The sequence below is a fragment of the Puniceicoccaceae bacterium genome, assembly GCA_040224245.1.
In the GTDB taxonomy this organism is placed as follows: Bacteria; Verrucomicrobiota; Verrucomicrobiia; order Opitutales; family JAFGAQ01; genus JAKSBQ01.
This window is the reverse complement of record JBEGIR010000074.1, coordinates 1-20,592: the sequence shown is the minus strand read 5'-3', so window position 1 is coordinate 20,592 and position 20,592 is coordinate 1. Positions and strand designations below refer to the sequence as shown.

General features: G+C 55.5%; 16 protein-coding genes. 3 read left to right on the top strand and 13 right to left on the bottom strand.

The window, feature by feature from the left end; genetic code table 11:
* The 8 genes from ABQ298_12700 to ABQ298_12665 form a co-directional block, all read right to left on the bottom strand.
* A complete protein-coding gene (locus ABQ298_12700) occupies window positions 1-915 on the bottom strand; it encodes a hypothetical protein (GenBank protein MEQ9825235.1) in 915 nt (304 codons plus the stop codon).
* A complete protein-coding gene (locus tag ABQ298_12695; GenBank protein ID MEQ9825234.1) occupies window positions 906-1,577 on the bottom strand; it encodes a beta-ketoacyl synthase chain length factor in 672 nt (223 codons plus the stop codon). Before ABQ298_12695 ends, ABQ298_12700 begins: the two co-directional genes overlap by 10 nt.
* Window positions 1,578-1,592: 15 nt before the next feature.
* Window positions 1,593-2,645 carry a hypothetical protein gene (locus tag ABQ298_12690; GenBank protein MEQ9825233.1) on the bottom strand — a complete coding sequence of 351 codons (1,053 nt, stop codon included), beginning with the start codon at window positions 2,643-2,645 and terminating at the stop codon, window positions 1,593-1,595.
* A gap of 95 nt (window positions 2,646-2,740) precedes the next feature.
* A complete protein-coding gene (locus ABQ298_12685; GenBank protein ID MEQ9825232.1) occupies window positions 2,741-2,998 on the bottom strand; it encodes a phosphopantetheine-binding protein in 258 nt (85 codons plus the stop codon).
* Between the two features lie 7 nt (window positions 2,999-3,005).
* Window positions 3,006-3,698: a VTT domain-containing protein gene (locus ABQ298_12680; GenBank protein ID MEQ9825231.1), complete on the bottom strand. Its 693-nt coding sequence runs from the start codon at window positions 3,696-3,698 to the stop codon at window positions 3,006-3,008.
* The gene (locus ABQ298_12675; GenBank protein MEQ9825230.1) at window positions 3,689-4,969 is read right to left on the bottom strand and encodes a beta-ketoacyl-[acyl-carrier-protein] synthase family protein; all 1,281 of its coding nucleotides are present in this window, start codon (window positions 4,967-4,969) and stop codon (window positions 3,689-3,691) included. Before ABQ298_12675 ends, ABQ298_12680 begins: the two co-directional genes overlap by 10 nt.
* A gap of 19 nt (window positions 4,970-4,988) precedes the next feature.
* A complete protein-coding gene (locus tag ABQ298_12670; GenBank protein ID MEQ9825229.1) occupies window positions 4,989-5,345 on the bottom strand; it encodes a phosphopantetheine-binding protein in 357 nt (118 codons plus the stop codon).
* A 100-nt stretch (window positions 5,346-5,445) separates the two neighbouring features.
* Complete coding sequence (locus ABQ298_12665; protein ID MEQ9825228.1) at window positions 5,446-6,693, bottom strand: NAD(P)/FAD-dependent oxidoreductase; 1,248 nt, start codon at window positions 6,691-6,693, stop codon at window positions 5,446-5,448.
* Window positions 6,694-6,850: 157 nt separating this feature from the next.
* Between ABQ298_12665 and ABQ298_12660 the strand changes: the two genes are divergently transcribed.
* Together ABQ298_12660 and ABQ298_12655 are read left to right on the top strand one after the other, a co-directional pair.
* A complete protein-coding gene (locus tag ABQ298_12660) occupies window positions 6,851-8,431 on the top strand; it encodes an NAD(P)/FAD-dependent oxidoreductase (protein MEQ9825227.1) in 1,581 nt (526 codons plus the stop codon).
* Window positions 8,349-9,743, top strand: a complete 1,395-nt coding sequence (locus ABQ298_12655) for a lipid biosynthesis B12-binding/radical SAM protein (protein ID MEQ9825226.1) — start codon at window positions 8,349-8,351, stop codon at window positions 9,741-9,743. Before ABQ298_12660 ends, ABQ298_12655 begins: the two co-directional genes overlap by 83 nt.
* Window positions 9,744-10,049: 306 nt before the next feature.
* On the opposite strand, the gene ABQ298_12650 is transcribed toward ABQ298_12655, so the two are convergent.
* On the bottom strand, window positions 10,050-13,295 hold the full coding sequence (locus tag ABQ298_12650) for a DUF5107 domain-containing protein (protein ID MEQ9825225.1): 3,246 nt from the start codon (window positions 13,293-13,295) through the stop codon (window positions 10,050-10,052).
* A gap of 401 nt (window positions 13,296-13,696) precedes the next feature.
* Here ABQ298_12650 and ABQ298_12645 point away from each other — a divergent pair, with 401 nt between their 5' ends.
* A complete protein-coding gene (locus tag ABQ298_12645) occupies window positions 13,697-14,257 on the top strand; it encodes a transposase (protein ID MEQ9825224.1) in 561 nt (186 codons plus the stop codon).
* 271 nt (window positions 14,258-14,528) lie between these two features.
* Here the strand turns inward: ABQ298_12645 and ABQ298_12640 are convergent, their stop codons facing one another.
* From ABQ298_12640 to ABQ298_12625, 4 genes are all read right to left on the bottom strand, one after another.
* Window positions 14,529-15,986, bottom strand: a complete 1,458-nt coding sequence (locus tag ABQ298_12640; GenBank protein MEQ9825223.1) for a nucleoside hydrolase-like domain-containing protein — start codon at window positions 15,984-15,986, stop codon at window positions 14,529-14,531.
* Between the two features lie 192 nt (window positions 15,987-16,178).
* Window positions 16,179-19,133 (bottom strand): glycosyl hydrolase 115 family protein, encoded by a 2,955-nt coding sequence (locus tag ABQ298_12635; protein ID MEQ9825222.1) that lies wholly within the window; start codon window positions 19,131-19,133, stop codon window positions 16,179-16,181.
* A gap of 150 nt (window positions 19,134-19,283) precedes the next feature.
* Window positions 19,284-20,147: a helix-turn-helix domain-containing protein gene (locus tag ABQ298_12630; GenBank protein ID MEQ9825221.1), complete on the bottom strand. Its 864-nt coding sequence runs from the start codon at window positions 20,145-20,147 to the stop codon at window positions 19,284-19,286.
* Between the two features lie 136 nt (window positions 20,148-20,283).
* The coding region (locus ABQ298_12625) for a Bcr/CflA family drug resistance efflux transporter (protein MEQ9825220.1) at window positions 20,284-20,592 on the bottom strand (309 nt) is incomplete at its 5' end.

Genomic DNA, 20,592 nt, shown 5'->3' with positions numbered 1-20,592 from the left:
TCATGGGAGTTGCGTCGGATTCAGCGGCTCAAAATTAAACCACATCTCGGGCTGGGCTTTCAGCTGTTGTTCCAGCAGTTTGAGAACGCCCTGAAAGTGTTGTTTTGCCGCTTGCAGATTCTCTTTTCGATTGGATTGCACAGGTCGAAAAACAGGGGAAGTGAAGACGGGGACCGAAGCGTTGCGGGTGGAGCGTATGCCCGCGATCGTGAACTGAACAGGGACTTCGAACAAAATCGACAACCAATAGATCGTAAAGGGGAAATACCGGTGCGCCCCCAAAAACTCGAAAACCTCCAGTTTGCTGGCATGCTGCACCCGGTCGCACTGCATGGCAACGGCCCCTCCCTGAGCGATGACCTCTTTGATCGAAAACAGTGCGTCCTCAATCTCGTTAACCCAAACGATTTTCACGTGCTCCCCCGCAAATGCCTCGAGTCGCTCCGTGTCTTCGGCATTTGCCAGTCGCAGTCGCAACATGTGAATGGGGCGGTCAAACTCAGCCATGAAAAAACCCATCAGATCCGAATATCCGACATGGAAGGTGCCCATGAGCATGGTTTCCTTTCGCTTCATCAAGTCGACAAACTCCCGCCCATGTCCCGGTGCCCACTCGAAGTGGACCGGTTCTCCAAAAGCGGTCGAGATGCGGTCGCAGAGGTAAGTGACAAAACTGTCAAACTGCTTCGCACAATCCCGAAGACCTGCGCGGCGCCCAAGCACGGTTTTCATGTATTCGCGGGATGCAGCACGCTGGCGGTGCATGATGCCCAACGCAACCCACGCACAACCCGTGCGCACCCACCGGGCCACGGGGGTGGGAAGCAGCGTGTCCCAAAAATGAATCACCCGAAACCCCCAGGAGGGTCCTGGGTTGCGCGGTTCATTGGCTGTCTGCTCGCTCGCTACAACCATTGCAATGACATTGAACCCAGGGACTGTGTCGACAAGTGGAGATCCTGTCGCGCCTGCAACTGCTGTAGGAACTGCAATGGGCGTAGTGTAGTCGCATCCTGTTCAGCTGCGGTTGCGTCTGCCGGGTTCCACTCAAGTTTTGCGAGGGCCTGATCTGGATTTGCGTTCAGCTGAAGGGCGAGCGCAAAATCTACCGCACTTGCGCAATCCTCCTCTGTCAGCCAGGTTGCCTTTTCTTCTGCAACAATCAACCACTGCTCGGGTTGCTCACTCATACAGGCTGCGATCAAGGCTGAGTGTAGGATATGGTCAGCCCCGGCAAAACATAGGAACTCCTCAATGGCTTGTTTGCGGGCGATCAAAACCTGTTCCATGCCACTGGGATGGATGGAATTCTGAAACATCAGGGGACTGGGCGTGGGGAAACTGGCGAGATATTTTTCCAGACAATTGCTCTCGGAATAAGTGGTGGCGTAAATCACTGAAGCGTTGGTGGGGATGGAGGCATGCTTCAGGCATTCTCCGATCATGAGCGCCATGCGGGTCAACCGTCGACTCACCAGAGGGGAGAAGTTCTGCTTGAGCTGCTTGACGGTGCTGTCAGTGAGGGATTCGTGGGGTCCGAATGTGTGCAGGGAGTGGACGTAACGCAAAGTCGACATGGGCGGAGTTCAGGTCTAGTGGGATTCGCGGGTTAACAACAGGGATGCATGCGCGCCTCCAAATGCGTTGCTCGAGAGAATCACACCGTCGTATCGGGATGTGTCCAGTGGTTCAAGCGATACATTGGGGCTGAGGGTTGGAGCCTTGGTGCCCACGGTGCCTGGAGCCATTCCGCTCTGTAACGCCTGCATGGCGAGCGTCAACTCAACCAATCCACAACTGCCGAGGGTATGGCCGATACCTCCCTTCCAACCCACCAGAGGTGAATCGGGAAAAATGGCCTGCACCGACTCGGCTTCAAGTTTGCCGGCATCCCGCGTGCCAGTGCCATGCCCCTTGACCCACACCCGTCGCCCGTCGATCCGCTCGCGAATGCGAGTCAGTGCGTGGCGAAAGCCAGCCCCATCTGGCTGATTAGCAGTCATGTGAAACATTTCGTTGTAGGTTTGTTGGAAGCGAATCGCAAAGGGTGATGGTTCACAGCTGAGCACGGCAAACGCTGCGCCGTCCCCCAGTCCGATGGAACCCACCTCCTGGTCCGCATAGGGAGCAGGGAACGCAGGATTGAGAATCTTCAGGCTGTAGAAACCGCCACTGACAAACGGACTCAGAAAATCAAAGCTGAAACAAAGCACCTCTCGCGCAACACCATTGCGCAGCAGCCGATTGGCAAAAAGCATGCCGATGTCTGCACTGACGCAGGCGTGGGAGAGTATCGAGACCTCCGGACCCCAGGCAAAGTGTTGGCAGATCTCACGAATGCTTGTATGCGCCTGGGCAATCGCGAGGTGCCCCGGCGCTCCGCCCTGCTGATAGGCGAGCATGTGGCCGATGCCGAAATTACTGCTGGTCACCACAATCGGGTAGCCTGCATGACCCCATTTTCGCTTCGGAAGGTGCTCCAGAAGACGCTCCAGATGTGACATCCAAACGGGTGGCAGACTCGCTTCGATGGAACCCAGGCAGGAGAGTGGGACCCTATCTCCACTCGAGCCAAACACCGGAGTCATGCGCAGAGAACGCTCCCCGCGAAGCAATCGCGCATGGGTTTCTCTCTCATCACCCATGGGAGTGATGCTGGATGCACACTGAAGGTAAGTAGGGAATGTGGACACCGATGAAAGTCGGTTGGGTTGGAATATCAGAAAAACGTGTGGCGGGGCTATTGACGAGCGGCTTCGATGTAGGTGGCAAGACTGTTCACGCTCTGCAGTGCCTGTTTGGCAGCTTCACTGTTTTCAATCTTGACCTGATACTCCTTTTCGATGCGAACGACCAATTCAAGCACATCAATGGAATCGAGTCCCAAACCCGTTTCGAAAAGAGGTTTATCGTTAGCGATCTCTTCTGGCACAACGTCATCAAGGTTCAGGGTTTCTACAATGATTTGCTTCAGACGCTCATGGATGCTCTCGCTCATATGGGTGTTAAAAGGGGTTTGTTGGATTTGAGTCAATCTCAGATGGTAGCTTTCGCGCAAGCCTACTCTTCAAAAAGCCAATCAGTCCGAAAAGCAGGATGGCGATTGCAACAAACAGCACGGCGTGGACCGGGCTGTCGAGTCGCATACCGGAATGGGTCAAAAAGATGGTGCCCGCACAATAGATCGACTGGATGCTCCAGGAAATGAAGAGATAAGCCCAAAAGGGTGTCTTTGCCAGTCCCAGCACATAGTTCTGCATGAAAAAGGGAACACCCGGAACGGAACGGATCAGCACCGTCATGCGCAATAGGTTGCCCTCCCGAATCAAGGCCGGATTGAACCGGGTTCTCTGCAGGTAGCTCGACAGGGGTTGGTGCAGAAAACGTCGTCCGATCCAGTATCCGAGGCTCATGTTTACCAATAATCCGGCTGCGGTAAGCAGCAACCCCTGCAAGGGTGGAAACGCGAGTCCGGCAAAGACGTAGAATGCGCTGATGGGGAAAGCAATCAGTGGCAACAGGCAGACAAAGACAAAAAACAGCAGGTAGCCCTGTGGATTGGGCTGCTGGATCCAGACTCGCCAATCGTAACCGAGAGCGATGAGCAGCAATCCCAGCAAGACCAACCCCGGGATGACCAGGATCTGCAGCCAAAGGTGCCAACGCCGTGGTGTTGTGAGCCTGGCATCTAGTTCCATGGTCGAAGCAGGAGCGACACGTTACTGCCCCCAAATCCGCAGGAATTTTTCAGGATGAGTTGCGGACGGATGGACTCGGTGGTGGAAATCAGGTGGAGTTCACCCACTTCGTCCGGGTCGACGGATTGCAGGTGCGCATTGCCTGGGGTAAAGCCCTGTCGCAGCGCGAGCATGCAAAACGCAGTCTCCATTGCACCCGCCATGGAGAGTGGATGCCCGGTCAGTCCCTTGGTGCTGCTCACCCTGGGGTGAAAGCCATGCTTACCGAAGACCTCACAGATGGCACGCGCTTCCGAGCGGTCACCCTGTACCGTCGAAGTGGCATGGGCATTCAGGTAGTCGACCTCGCCCGCATCCATGTCCGCAGATTGCAGCACCCGGCGCATCGAAGACGCGATGCCCTGTCCCTGTGGGTCTGAAATTGCCGGATTGAACCCGTCACAGGATTGTGCCCAGTCGATGATTTCCCCATAGGGATTCGCACTTGAACCCACAGTGGATGCGTTTTCAAGAATCAGGGCAACTGCACCTCCGCTGGCCACAAACCCATTGCGCTGCCGATCAAACGGACAGGAGGCGCGCTCGGGAATAGCCTGTGTACTGAGTGCACGCATCGCCGCGAAGGGCAGGATGGACTCGGCGTTCACATCTTCGGCACCCACAACAACCACGCGGTCCACTCGGCCAAGGCGGATCTGATCGATGGCGTGACCCAGCGCGTGTGCTGAGGATGCACAGGCCGAAACAAACCCACAGTTGCCTCCTTTGAAACCGTAGTGTGCGCCCAAGTTGAAGTTGAGTGTGCCCGCAATGGTGCTGACCACTCCAAAGGGCGAACCACGCTGCCCCTTCAGTCGATGCATTTCGGCCAGGTGGTGGTGCAGCAAGAAGGCCGAGCCTGCAGAAGCACAGTAAAAGGCGGTGCGATCATCCCGCAGATCTGAGGTTGAAATGCCCGCATCCTCGAGTGCCTGCTCGATTGCAGCATAGGCATAAAGTCCATGTGGCGGCAGCCCACGCAGCAATTCCTTGGGCGCCTGATAGCGCTCGGGCGCACTCCACTTCTGATAATAGGGCGAATCGACCTCAAATCCCTTGATCGATCCCACCAGCTTGACGGGCAAGGCAGGATTATCGAGAAAGGTGACCGGGGTCAGTCCGTGTTTCAGGGAGCTAAGGCTTTCACTCACCTCGTTCGAATCATTCCCAATACTGGTGATAAACCCGAGGCCCGTGACCACGACCGGGGATGAAGTGAAACCGTGTGCCATGATCGCAAAACAGAGGCACTCAGGAAATCGCCCGGACGATGTAGGACTTCAGGTCCGCCACCGTCTGCATGGCGATCATGTCCTCATTTGTGATCGTAATGTCCAGAAAATCCTCCGCTTCGAAGGCAATCTCAGTCATGGTCAGGGAATCCATTCCAAGATCCTCGATGAGGGCGAGTGCATCACCTTTTTCGGCGTAAAGTGCAGTGAACCGGTCCGGTTCGTGGTAGCGCAGAATGTCGACCACAATTTCTGACGCAAGGGTGGCGTCAGGTGCGCTGCGAAACTCCAATACCCGCTGGGCCAGTGCATCTGGATAGGCGCTGAGTTTATCCTTGAGCAACTGGGAGTCGGTGGAGTCTTCCGAAAGGTGCATAATTCTGTGTTTTGTGTCAGGGTTTGCCGTTTGTCAGAGCAATAGCATACGGAAACGTCAGATTTTGGTAAAGCAAATTGAAAGACACTGTATCAGGGACTTACAGCGAAACCGGTGGCACCACATCCACATAACGATTGAGTTTACAGATTCCAAGGAACAGCGCGTAACGCCAGCGCAGCGCAAACGGGAGCAGGGTATGTCCGGCCACGATGGAGTTCACCGCCTCGGGCAACTGGAAGAGCGGTCGGGGATTCATGAAAACCGGGAACTGCCGTTCGTCATAAAATACCCGAATCAGGGACTCCATGGTTTTCAATCGCTTGAGATAGTTGCGTTCGTACCGGCGGATTTCACCTCGTCTCAGGCATTTCCCTTTCCGGAGCGCTGATGAGATCATGTCCGCGCTGCTGCTGGCGGCTTCGAGCGAAAGATAAACTCCGGAAGAAAAAACAGGATCAAGAAAGGCAGCTGCATCCCCGAGCAGAACATGGCGATCCCCAGCGAAGCTGGAGTGAATGTAGCTGAAGTCGGCATCAGTGTGGAATTCCATCTGCGCCCTGGCCGCCGCCATCCATTTTCGCATCAGCGGGTGCCTGGCAATCTGGTCGTGAAAAAATGCTTCGGCAGTGATGCCCCGTGAGCGGTCCTTCTGGCAAAACACGAGTCCGACCGAGGTCCGCTCCGCGTCAATCGGAATGACCCAAAACCATCCACGAGGAATGCGCACGATGCGGATATCTCCTCCAAAGCGATCCTTGGCCCGCGGCACTCCGGTGAAGTGCGAAAACACCGCCATGCGTGACGGAAGCTGGATGTCGCGCTTGCCCAGCCCCAGGTGGCGGGCGAGCACGCAAGCGCGTCCACTGGCATCGGCGAGGAAACGGGCTTTTAGTACATGGTCCTGCCCACTGTCATCGGTGGCCGCAATCGACCAGCCCCTGCCGGGAATTTCGCGGACCTCCCGGATCTGCACTGGTTGCAGCACCTCAACACCACTGGATCGCGCGTGATCGAGCAGCAGGCTGTCAAACCGTGCCCGGTCCACCTGATAGGTATAGTCCCAACCCGAAAGCAGGCCTTGCGCGAAAACGTTGTGCACGCGTTCACGACCATCTCCATGCGTGAATTCCGCCGCCCATTTTTGGGGAAATCCAGCCTGTTCGATGAGCGGCCAGACTCCACTGCGTTTCAGCACCGAATTTCCCCGTGGCAGCAGGGATTCCCCAATTTTGAAACGGGGAAAACACTGTTTTTCGAGCAAGGATACCTGAAATCCAGACTGACTGAGTAACGTTGCCAAGGTGGATCCGCCCGGTCCGGCGCCGATGACAATGACATCTTTCATACGGAGGATATGGGTGTGGGATGATGACGAAAGCGCAAAATCTGGTAAGGTGCAGGTGACATGTCAAGAGGAGGAATTGGCAGATCTGAAGCGGTGACGTTGATTTTTTGGAAAACCCGAATTCCTGTTAGCGCAATTCACCTGCAAACCGCTCACCATGCAAACACCCACGATTTCCCTCGATGTAGCCATCATTGGAGGTTCCATCTCCGGCAGCGCAACCGCGCTCATGCTGCTGCGCGAACAACCGCAACTGAAGGTCTGCATCATTGAGCGGGATGCTGTGCTCAAGCGCCGTGTGGGGGAATCGACGGTGGAGATGAGTTCCTATTTTCTCAACGAGCGCCTCGGACTTGGCCGGTACCTCAACGAGCAACATCTCATAAAACAGGGATTGCGCTTCTGGTTTTACCAGCAAAGTGATGCCGATTGGACCAGCTGCAGCGAAATCGGACCGGAATACCACGTTCGCCTGCCCGGATTTCAGGTGGACCGCTCAACACTTGATGAACATGTGCTCAAACTGGCGGTGGGCACAGGTGCCCAGCTCCTGCGGGAACACAAGGTTGTTGCGGTGGAGCTGGAGCCGGGAGGCATGCAGCAACTGTCTCTGGAGGGGCCTGATGGACCCACAACCCTCAAGTGTCGATGGGTCGTGGATGCGGGAGGCTCCCAATGCATGCTGGCTAGAAAGCTGGGGACCTATCATCGCAATGACCGCCACCCAATCGCTTCGATCTGGAGCCGTTGGAAGGGAGTCGAATCCCTTGATGCTCCCAGGCTGCGACAGCAGTGTAACGGATTTGCAAGCCGCTGCAAAGGGACACGCTACACGGCTACCAATCACTTTGTCGGCGATGGGTGGTGGGCATGGTGCATCCCGCTCAAGGGCGGGGATGTCAGCATCGGCATCGTCTACGATGAGCGTCGCGTCGACCTCAGCGGGGCCAGCGGGCTGAAAAACAAACTACGGGGGGTGCTGGAGCAGCATCCCGTCGCTCGGGAGCTGATCGCCAATGCCGATCTGTCAGAAGAGGATCTGCACCATCGACGGAAACTGCCCTACTTCAGCGACACACTCTTTGGAGATGGATTCTGCATGGTCGGGGATGCTGCGGGTTTTATCGATCCCTTCTACAGTCCGGGGTTGGACTGGGTAGCCTACACCACCTGCAGTGCGGTAGACCTCATCACGAATGAACGCGCGGGGAATTCCGTTGAGGACCGCATCGCGATGCAGAACGAGCGCTTTCGCACGAGTTATCAGCGATGGTTTGAGGCCATTTACGAAAACAAATACTTCTACATGGGAGATTTTGAGCTGATGGATCTCGCCTTTCGACTGGATCTGGGGACCTATTATCTGGGCATCGTATCGCAACCCTACAAGATCGGCCACCACGCATTCACCATTCCCTCCTTTGCCGGAAGATACGCAACTCCCGCATTTCGCATCATTCGCGCCTACAATCGACGCCTGACCGCAATCGCCCGGGGTCGAATGCGGCGCGGTACATGGGGACGGCGCAATCATGGGCATTTTCACCGTTTTCAGAGTTATGAGCTGAACAAACGGCTGCCACGCCGGGTGCTTGCCGCACTTTTGACTTGGCTCAAACTGGAGTTGACCGAAGGATGGCGCACCTGGTTCACCCGTGAAAACGATCCTGCTGCTCAATCCCAATACCTACGACAACCCCTACAAAGTATTTCCTCTGGGGCTGGCATACCTCGATGATGCCCTGCGGCGGGCAGGACACCGCACCGAATGGGCCGATTTGAATCTGGTTTCCATGGAAGCGGTGCAGCAATCCCTCCGGGATCATGCCCCGGACCTGATCGCCATTTCCCTGCGCAACATTGATGACGTGCGCATCAATGTACGGGAATTTTTTGTAGATGCGGTGAAAGACCTCGTGGACCGTATCCGCGAAGCGTGCAATGTGCCGATCATTCTCGGCGGCAGTGGCTTCTCGATCCTGCCCGAAACCCTGTTCACCTACTGCAATCCTGATTTTGGCATCGTTGGGGAAGGTGAGATCGCACTGGTGGATCTTGCCAATGGGGTCGATCCCGCCCGCATTCCAGGGCTGGTGTATCGTGAACAGGGGCAGTTGCGCCACAATCCGGTGAACCGTCTCTTACAGGCCCCGCAAGCCGCCCCCGTGCGCGACTCAAAAGTCATGGAGTACTATCTGCGCGATGGTGGAATGGCAAATGTGCAAACCCAGCGGGGTTGCCCGCTGAAGTGTTGCTATTGCACCTATCCGCTCATTGAGGGCAAGCGTTACCGCCGCCGTTCGGGCCAGGCGATTGCGGAAGAATTTCAGATGCTGAAATCCTGCGGAGCGAAGTATGTGTTTATTGTGGATTCGGTCTTCAATACCTCTGCCGAACATGTGCGCGAAGTCAGTGAAGCCCTGATCGAGGCCGGAACCCCGCTGCCGTGGGGATGTTTCATGCGCCCGAAACACATCACCCAAGAGCAGTTGCAGTTGCTCCAGCAAGCGGGATTGCAGCACATCGAATTTGGTTCGGACAGCCTCTGTGATTCTGTACTGCAAGCCTATGGCAAAGCATTCAGTTTTGAAGATATTCGGCACAGTTCGCAGCTCGCCAGGGAGGTGGGCATTGATTTTTGTCACTTCGTGATTTTTGGAGGCCCCGGAGAGACCGAAGCAACCCTGGGCGAATCGTTCGAGAACTCGAAACGCATCCCGGGTGCCCTGTATTTCCCCGCAGTCGGAATGCGCGTTTATCCCGAGACGCACCTGCATCGCTTCATGGACAACGAAAACGCTTCCACGACACCCAGAGGACTGGCTTGCGGCTGTGAGGCCAGTCACCTGCTGCGCCCGACCTACTACATCGCTCCGGGATTGACAGTGGAGTACCTCGAAGCCCGCATTGCCGAGTTTGCGGAGCAGTCACCGAATTGGGTCAACCTCGAAAAAAGTCCGGAATTTGACGCCGTGGCCAGGCGCCTGCGCAAAAAGGGCGTAGCGGGTCCACTGTGGAACTACCTCAGTGTGCTGCGTCGGCTGGCATAACTGATACTCATTCTTGTTAAAAGCACTGATCATCAATCACGTTTCCGTAGGACTCGCGTTCACCATGATGCCGCATCTTGTGAGGTAACTGAGGTCTCCGGCTAGCGAAGACCCTACGTTTCTGTTCAGTAAACAAAACCAGAACCAGCATAACAGGTTCAAGGAACACCCACAAAAAACCTGTTGCGCGCAGCAAATGGACATTTTGGGCTCGTACTGACTGCACTCGCGCAATACAACATGGGTGTTGCGGCCGGCGACGAGCACCGGCCCTACGGCTTGGATGAAAGATCGTTGTTCCGGGGATCAAACGGCATTGGGGTAGGCAGCACACCACTCCAGCAAGTGTTGCATGCGCTCCTTTTTGCTGGCTTCGAGATCCTGCTCAAAGACCAGCAGATTTGGCAACGAGGTGGCAAAATAGTCAATGTTGGCCGGCTTCTTCAGCTCAGCCTTTGCCCAGATCGCCATGGCTTCGACGATGGCCTCAGCTTCGCCATGCCGACCGAGTTCGCGCAAGGCAAGCGCCTTGTAGCTGGTGAGTTCGGAAAACGCCGTTACCGCCATACCGAGAAAGTCGCCGGATTCCGCCGCTGCCGCTTCGAAACGGGCGTTTGCCTGCTCCTGTTCACCAAGGGCTTGCAACGCTTTTCCCTGCCAGTAGGACACATCTGCTTTCGCCTGCAGGGGGTGATATTTTTCACCGAGCTTGTCCGGAGTTTCCATCGCCTGATCAAAATGCTCAAGTGCACTCACTGCGTCTCCCGCTTCCAAGGCTGCTCTACCGATCTGCAGGTGGGCCGTTGTGTATTGTCGCAGCACTTTGCCTTCGCCCCCTTCCCACGGGTGAAAACTGCGGGAGTTCAGCAAATCGAGTGCCCGCTTGGGTTGTTCCGTTTGATTGTAAAGCGACGCGAGTTCCACGGTGGCATCGTCCCGCTCAAGCACCAACTCCCGTTTGTTCTCCAGAAAGGCCAGACGGGAAGCTGCAGAATCGCCAAGTCGTTCACACAACTGCACGTATTCCACTACGTAGCGTGAATCCGCCGGATTTCGCTTCAGGGCCTGTTCGTAACTCTTGCGTGCCTTCACTGCATCCCGCCTCACATTCCAAAAGGCAATGCCCAGATTGCGATGCACGGGCGCGAAGGCATCGTCCGCCTGTCGTGCCTGTTCCCAGGCGGCAATCGCATCGTCGTGCCGCTTCTTGTCATAATAAAAATTGCCCAATCCGTAGGCGGCATTGCGATCAGCTCCCTCTTGGTCCAGCGCCCACTGCAGCACGACCATTTCATGCAGGCGCGAGGGGAAACAGTAGTCGGCGGACTGTGCCCGGGCGTGCTCCAGAGTGGCAGATGCAGCCACCTCGTTTCCCAGCCCAGCCTGCAGCCAGGCGAGCGTGTAGTGCGTCAATGGACTGCGTTCCATCGGATTGGGAACCTGCACCGGAATCACTGCTTCTGCGTGGTGATGCTCCAGCACTTCAATCGCTTCTTCGATGCACCCTGCATCCGCATAGTCGTATGCAATGTCGAGCGCGGTCTGCGCATCGTTGCGACTGAGCGCAGACAGTTTGCATGTTCCGTGGTCGAGACGATGCAACTCCGCCAATGCCCAGTGGTCGAGCGGATCGAGCGCCAGCAGTTGCTGCAACTGTGCCTTCGCCGCGACCCTGTCTTCGGACCGGCGCAGGCAGATGGCCCGGAGCACCTGGGTTTTGTTGCTGGTGGCATTGGTTTCGAGAGCGGAATCCAGGTGCATAATCGCGCCCGATACCGTACCCCTTCGAAGTTCAAGGCAGGCCAGTTCATAATGCGCTGAGGCCCGGAAGGAGTAGTCCCATGTGGCTTTGTAGAACCGCTCATAAGCCTCGCCAAAGTGCCCCTGATAGCGTCGTGTGAGACCGAGATAGTAGTGCGCTTCCCCGGTCTCTGGATTTGGATGGCGCGCGGTCAGGCGCCGCACTGCCGCCTCCAGGTGGGCGGATGCTGCATCAAACCTCCCCCGCAGCAGCGTTTGTTTGCCAAGTGCGATGTGGCAGCGCACGTCGTCCGGGTCCCGCCGCAGGGCTTCCTCCCAGTACAGCTCGGGGTAGCGCGTCGGATGGCGGTTCAGCTCCAGGTGTTCCCCTGTGAAATACAACTCATCACTCGACGCCATCGCCTCGGGCATGGCGGGTTCCGTCGCCAGCTCACGGTCGCGCATCAGGGTATCCCTTCGCACGGGACGATATTCAAGCAGGGTGTCTCCATTCTGCACCAACTGGCAATGCAGCGCCACATCGGAATCACCCGTCAGCTGCAGTCCCGATTGCGCCTGCCAGGCTTGGTCGGGAGCCACCGAAATGGGGGTTTCCAGAATGATTTGATCCCCTTCACGCAGCAGGAGCCTCAAGTCGTCCATACGACGAGAGGCAACGACCCCAAGATCAATCGCACCGTGCTCGTCCACAACCATACGAATGGCGAGATCCTTGTTGGCCTGCTGCACGGGTCCCAGCTTCTGATAAGGCCACCAGAACTGGGAAAAGGTCTTGGTCTCATAGGGTGCGAGGTAACTGAAGTCGGGTTGGTTGTCGGTGTATACGCCAGCCATCAGCTCGATGTAGGGGCCATTGGTGTCGGTGAGTTCGCGGTCCCATGCCCAGCCAAACTCGTCATTGCCCCAAGTCCATTGTTTTTTGCCCGGACTGATATGGCGGTTTGCCACGTGCACAAATCCACCCCCGGCGTCATGATCGTATCCTCCGAAAAAATCAAATTGAGTCTGGCACACCATGTAGCTGGTCGGCACGGGGATGTTTGCATAGCGGGTCAGGTCGTTCTGCCCTGCACGTTTCCCATAATCGATGCCGTAGTAGTCCCCATCGGCAACCGGGAACGAGGACATTGCCCGAACAGCATGATCGGCAACATAGTGCACATCGCTTGGGAAAAAACTCTGGTAGTGCTCATGCACGCGCGCCGCTACGTTGGCCCACCAGAGGAAGGTGTGGTGATGCGCGGTGCGGTTGTAAAGACGGGCGCGAAGTTCGATCAGGGAACTGCCTGGTCGGATGCGGATGCCGTGCATGCCCTTCAGGCGGTTCAGCGGATCGTGTTCACTCATCCACACGGTGTAGACCCCATCTGCTTCCGCTTCGATAGCCACATCAGTTGGCAGGTAGGTGCCCGGTCGGTGATGCTGCGGCCAGTTGAATTCGACTCCGCCGGAAATCCAGGGACCCGCCAGGCCAACGAGAGCGGGTTTGATCACATCCTGACGGTAGAAAAAATCGTAGTCCTGATTTGCCTTGTCCTGCCCGAGAAAGATGCGTCCCCCAATCTCGGGCAACATCACCAGTCGCAGGTATTCGTTCTCCAGTCGCGCCGCCTGGTACGGCACAGGTGTCGGAGCATGATCCTGTTCCACCTTGTCGATGAGTGGTATCGGATACACCTTGCCGCACGAACCCTGGTAGACACGTTTTTCGAAAAAGACCGGATTTTTCTCAGGCTGTCCCAATCCATAGGTTGGGATATTCAGGGTTTCCAATGTGGCAGTAACAGACATGGCGATACGGGTTAAACATGAAAGAAACGTTCCGTGATCTCAGACCAGTAAACGCTGGATCACAGGGCTGATCTTCAAATGTTATCACAGATTCCATGCCATCGGAATGCACATGCTTCTGAAAAAGATGGACGATCTTCTGATTTCCATTGGATTTCGTTAGCTGGCAGGAGAGCGTCGGTTCCGTACCAGAAACACGCTTTTTGTAGGGGTTCAGCTTGCTGAATCCATCCGCGCGCGCACTCCTCTGTCCATTCCCGTTCACCGCTTGCACCTGTTCCCTTGCAGCAACCGCTCTCCCAGCTCAAACGGGTCGGGGTGAACCCGACCCCTACCGGAGGCGCACTCATATTGTAGGGGTTCAGCTTGCTGAATCCGTTTTTTAAAGACACCTTCAGAGTATGCCCTCTTCCTCTCCTCACTACCGGCAGACTTGCAGGCTCTCCAAAGGACGCGTATCAACTCCGCACGCTCGTTACTTTGTAACCTTTTGCACTCACCAGAGGGTCTCTGCATTTAACACCAACACAATGCACACAATGGGACTTCGGGAGTTGATTAAGATGCATAAATCCAAGGACTGGAATCTCTACTGTGCAACCATCATGCCCGACCATCTCCATCTACTCTTTTCACTTGGAGAAACACTTGAGCTTCAAAGGGTTATTTCAAAAGCGAAAACAAAGCTCAAACACTCCGTCGGTATGAATCATTTGCGGTGGCAACGAAACTTCTTTGATCATCAACTACGATCAGATGCATCGCTGGAGTCTTTCGCCTTCTACATGTTCATGAATCCTTACAAAAAAAGGCTGGTTCCGCGAAATCAAGAATGGACCGGCTGGTATTGCAGCACCGCGTTTCGGCCCCAGTTCGCATCTCTCCTCATCAATGGACGATTTCCACGCGTTGAATGGAATCTGGCTCCAACCGTAAACGACCTCATCGAACTTGATTGCTAACAACGGATGTAGTTCCGGCACAACTGGGTCGGGGTGAACCCGACCCCTACAAGGAACACGCTCTTTTGGTAGGGGTTCAGCTTGCTGAATCCATCCCCGCGCTCACTCCTTCGCCAATTCCCGTTCACCGCTTGCACATGTTCCCCTCCAGCAACCGCTCTCCCAGCTCAAACGGGTCGGGGTGAACCCGACCCCTACCGGAGACGCACTCATTTTGTAGGGGTTCTGCTTGCTGAATCCATCCCACGCCGATCCCTCCGTCGATTCCCTTCTAAGGTTGCACGGTGACGATCACACGCTGATAGCGGGTCAGTGCGGGGGATGCTCGATCCGTAACCTCGAGAATGAAATGCAGGGTTTCCGTTTGAGTGACCTGCGGTGCCACGACATAGACTCTCGCCATATTCTCCGCGCTCTGGATCTTCACCGGCTGATTCTTCAGGGTTCCGGCTTCAGGATAGTTGAACCAATAGAAGGTGAGACTGTCACCGTCGGGGTCGCGCGTGGGTCTGGCGTCCAGATGAAACCCTGCACCCGATCTCACGGTGAGTTCAGACGGGTGGTTGAGCGCTGGAACTGGTGCATGATTGGCATCGGCAACCGATTTCACGGACCAGTCCATGCGTGCCGCAAAATCGTTTTGGATCGCGTCGCGCCACCTCCACAGCGTCACCCGATATCCAGAAAAGGATTGTTCGTCAGGCTTGCGAGAGCGACCATACTGCCCGGTCACTGGTGGTGTGTAGGTATCGACCGCATTCGTCCAGATGGGGCGGGTCTCGGGCAGAACGGGCACCCCGCCCGTGAACCCTTGGGGATTGAGATCCTCCAACTTCGGGGTATAGGACTCGTAGCGTCCACCCCAGCCACCCCAGTCGGGACGCTCAGGAACGCTCAATCCGTTGGCGATCAGATTCAGCCAGGAGGGGGTGTCCCCTTCCATGCCGTATGCAACATCAGGATATTCGGCTCCCAGCGGTCCGTGACCCTGTTGGACATGCTCAGCCAGCCATTCGTTGCGGATCGTGGTGTTATCAATACCGTCCACAACGGAATGGATCGCCGTCCAGGTGGCCGCACCGTAGCCGCCCGGACTGACGATGTAGAAGAGATCTGGAAACGTCTCGCGCATCCATGGACCAGAATCGTCCTGATCCGAGATCGTGTAAACCCTGAGTTTGCCGATCAGGCGCTGCAGCTCCTCCTCCGTTCGCGTGGATTTCAGACGGTACAGCGCCTGCGCGAGCGTGTTGGGGCCTCCCCAGACCGTCACCCAAAGGGGACGCTCATCCTCCCGCTCGAGCACTTCAATGATCCAGTCCGAGCCTTCAGAGTCAAAATCCTCGCCCACAGCGTTCATGCCGTAGAGGGGCAGTCCGTTTTTCACCTGCTCACGCAGCCTGTCTGCTGTTGGAAATCCTGGTTCATGCTTGGCGAGGTTTTCCTGCACCTTCTCATAAGCATCGATGATGCGGTGGATGGATTCGGGTGCCACCATGGAGCGCTGGTGAATGGAAGTGGTTGCGATCAAGCCCTCGAGTTCGATCTGATTCGAATAGAGCAGCAGCCGCACCAGGGTCTGAGCATCGTCGGGATCCGCTTCAATGTCGGTCAGCACGATCATGCGCTGACGAGAGGTCTGGTCGGATTCGGCATGCAAGCAGCCCGCCGTCGTCAACACCGCAAGGGTAACAATGCAAATGAGTTTTTTCAGGTTCAGGAGTTTCATGGAATTCTGGGAAAACAGGGGTTGAATCGCGCCTAACGAATGGGGAAGTTTACCCGATCCATGTGATAAATTCTAAGCATTTTCCCAGAGAAACCACCGAAATCCTAAGAATAATCTGCGCATCTTCAGCCCTCACAAGGGCAACTTGTCCATGTTGGGTGCTCCCAGATTTTTTTTGCACGCAACCTGTCCTCAACCCTCGCTGGGGAGGGGCAACCACAAACTGGTTGGGGGGCCGAGGTAGGTCGGCTTCAATCCACCCGCATCGATGACAAATCGCTGGATGACAACGCCAGGATCCACCATCCACACTTTTAAGGTGTGAATACCGGCTTCCAACTCCGAGTGGGAGGAGGAATGGATCTTGATGTGGTCACCGACCGCCTGGATCCACCAGGAGGCATACTTCCAATCGGGCAGTTCCTCACCCTCGTTGCTGTTGATCACCTGCGGAGGTGCATCATTGACAGCGATTGCGTAGCGGATTCCGTCGCCAGCGCGGAAATTGAGTGTTGGGGAAACAAAGGTATCGATGCGAATCTTGGCTTTATCCAGCAAGGTAAACGTGTATTCCACGCAGGGGGCATCCTCGCCGGGTGTGCGCGTTGCTGCGGTGGACGGAGCTATCGTGATGGCAGAGCCTGTGCGACCGAGATTTGGAACTGTGATCCATTGGGCATCGTCGGTTTGGATCGCTTGGTCGTAGCGATCTGCCTCAATCACGACCACTCCGTTTTGCTCCACAAACCCGGCAGCTTCAGGCAATTCATTGCGAATGGGAACGTTCACGATGTATTCCGCACCCTCACCTGAGAGCAGGATCGTTCCCGTGTGACGACCTGCTGGTGCCTTCTCCCAGTCGATGCTGACATAGACTTTTTCGTCATACTGGATCGTGCCACCCGTTTTTGACAGCTGAATCCAGTCTTCTTGGGCAGTGATCGCATAGGTCAAGGAGTCCTGCTCGCGATTGAAAACCTCCACGTAGAAGCTCGGATTGTGAATCCGGTCGAACAGAGGTAGTTCATGGTTAAAACTCCAATCGGCCTCCACATCCAACCATCCCCAGCGCGGACGGTCTCCATGTTCTACAAAAAACCCAAGTTCAGCTGGCTTACCAAGTTGTACCCATGATACAGCGGGCATGCGGTTCAGGGGTGGATGGTTCCAGTAAGTGTATCCGATGTGAGTCTGGGACATCATATGGTTCCACTTCCCACCTTCGAGATCTTCGTGAAACTGGCGGGTGAGTTCTGCGTCGCGCTCGAACAAAGTCCGCACCTTTTCAGCGTAATAGTTGGCGGATGCCGTACCCCGTTCTGCGTAGTAGGCATTCTTGCCTGCGGCAACATACATCTCGTTCAGGTTGGCAGATGCTTCAATCGGGAATAGCACCAACTGAAAAAACGCAGAACGATGGGTTTCGGGGAGTTGTTCGTAAAGGGATCTGGCCTGAGTGGCGAGTTCTTGGTACTCCTGCACCACACGATCAGCCTCACGATAATTTGCAATGCTGTAGGTCGTCGGTGAAAGCATTTCCGGAGTACGGCGGGCGTTGTATTTGGTGTAGCGCGCGAGCATCCCGGCAATTTCTTCAGCGTGTGGATCACCAAACTGCTGCGCGGCCCAGTGAACGTAGTAAGCGGGCAAGTCATCAACGGTGATTGCCTCCGGATCCCATGCTAGGTCAAGGAAGAAGCTCATTGGCAGCTCCATGGGTTTGATGTCGCCCACATTCACTATCCACAGATCGCGAACACCAGCCTCCCAGGTCAGCATCATTTGCTCCCACAAGCGTTCGTTCTGTGTCACATTCAGCCAACGGTAGGACGTGGGTGCACCCACGTAGTCCACGTGGTAGTACATGCCATACCCCCCGGGGTGTACTTCATCATCCGGGCGGGGCAGGAAGCGGATGTTGCCCCAATTGTCGTCACTGAAAAGGATCAGGATGTCATCGTCCACCCGCATGCCCTTGTCGTAGTAGTCCTGCACCTCTTTGTAGAGTGCCCACACTTGGGGAATCTCGGCGGCGGGTTTGCCAAGCACCTCGCTGAGAATTGTGCGCTGATCGGCGATGATTTGTTTGAGCAGCGGAACTGCTGTATCCTCCGACATGGCCTCGTCACCGTCTCCGCGCATACCCATGGTGACGACACTTTCGAAGTTCCCCATGCGTTCGATACCACCGCGCCAGAACTCCTGTAGTTTTTCCTTGTTTTCTTCGTAGTTCCATGGACCGCTACCGTAACGCTCCCACTCGTGATGGGCGCGCATCATGGGTTCGTGGTGGCTGGTGGACATGACGATACCGTATTCGTCGGCGAGCTGTGGGTTGCCGGGATCATCATCATTAAATGCAACAGGCAGCCACATCGCTGGCCAAAGGTAATTTCCTCTGCAGCGAAGGATCAGCTCAAACACATGCGCGTAGAACTCCTGATTAAACGCTCCAAAGTTCTGTTCAACCCACCTTCGCAAGGCGGGGGCCTCGTCATTGATGAAAATTCCGCGGTACTTCACCTTGGGTTCACCCGAGGCAAAGGTGCCAGAACGCAGGTGCAGCTCGTCACGCTGCTGAATGGGAACATCTGCCCAAAAATACCAGGGAGAAACTCCAATCTGACGGGAGAGTTCATAGATGCCGTAAATCGTGCCTCGTTTATCACTGCCTGCAATGACCAATGCCTGATCCATACCGGCCTCCGGTTGGTTCACCGTAGAGATGACAAAACTCTCCCACTTGCCGATCAGGGCGTCTCCATCGAGTCGGCCAGATGCGATGAGCGCATCAATCGTTGCGTTCATTCCAACTGTTCCAATGATCACGGGATGTCGGGTCACAGGCAGTTGATCGCTGACCTCCGGTTTCAGCCCGGTCACGCGTTCGATATCGGATTGCAAATCACCGATGGCGCGGATCACCCCCTTGTAGTCGTTTGCATCATACCAAACCGTTGCCGTCTCTCCCTGCGCAACCAAGGGAAATGCGTCCGACCCAGCCGCAGGGTCGACTCGCAGCGACACCGACAGGATCCCGGTCGGATCAGCATGGATCTTCGACAGGAACAGAAAGAATAGGGCAATCACGGTCAGTCCCGGCAAACGGAACCATGAACGGGTCGATTGAAACGAATGGGAAATCATGGGTCGAAGTGCATGGGGTTGGCAAAACTCGGTTATCAGTTCTTCAACATCAGAATGAATTATACGTTTAATTGCAATGAAACACAGAATTGATGCGTAGGGTTTGTATCCCGGGCAGTCGGCAAAGATTCCGGGGAGGCAATCTCCGGATCAGCCCAGGGTGGCGATGCGATTGGCCTTCCGGTACTCGCGGGGGGTGCATCCGCAGCGCGATCTGAACACGGTGTTGAACTGGCTGAGCGAACCAAAGCCGGACTGAAACGCCACATCGATGATCTTCTCACGCGAGGTCGCCAACAGGCGCTGCGCACTGGAAATGCGGTGATAGGTGAGGTAATCGTTGAGCGTGGTGCCAAAGCCCTTTTTGAACAGATTCATGGCATAGTTGGGGTGCAGTTTCACTTCGGCACAGATATGCTCGATCTTAATCGGTCGCTCATGGTTTCGGGCAATGAAACAGGCCATTTTTTCGAGTTTGCTCAGTCCACCACTTTCGAGGCTTGCGGGCAGCTTGCGGTTTTCGGAGAGCTTGGCATGATTCTCCGAAAACAGCCGAAACAGTCGCGCCCGCATCTCGAGCATGACGAGATTCTCCCGTTCGGGATGAATCTGCTGCAAGTCCTTTAGCCACTGTCGAAAACGAAAGACATCATGATCAAAATGGCTGAGTGCAGATTCCTCAAACACATCACCCCTGAGGATGGCGTGCACAAAACGCTCGGGAAACTGACTCTGCAAGAACCAGGCAAACGGAATGGTGGCAACAAAATACGGGGTGTCGGTATTGATGTTGATAATCTGGTGCGGAATCGCCGCCCAAAACACAAACAATCGCCCCGCTTCGACCCGCACCCGGCGACCTCCCATCAAATACATAATCGATCCCGACATCAATAGATTCAGCTCAATCTCATCGTGGTGATCGGGCCGTTGCATGAGACTCGGGGTCCACTCCACGCAACTGAAACCGTATGGAGTGAAATCGGGACGATTGGGATTAAAGGTTTCTGCCATTTCTTAGTATTCCCTTACTATTTATTCAAATTGCAACAGAATCACGGTTTAACTTCCTCTAACCGGCCCTCCGATCAATTTCCGAGACGGGTTCAGTTGACAACTGGTTTTCTACAGCTACTCACCGCTGTCGTGGTTACCGATGCATCGTTCTGAGCATGGTAGTGAAAGCAATGCACCCCAAGACGAACATACAAGAAACGATGGAAAGCATCGACTGGGGGAGTTGTGTTGAAAGTGCACTTGCGAGTCCGGCAGAACCAAACTGGAAGGCACCCAGAATTGCAGAGGCACTGCCTCCGGTGTTCGGAAAGTACTCGATGAAATTCGCCTGATTGTTTGGGGAAACTGCACCAAGTGAGCCGACCGACACCATGAGAGCGGGCACAAATCCGATCAACCCCCACTCCAAGATGACTGACAACATCATGGCAAGAAGACCTGC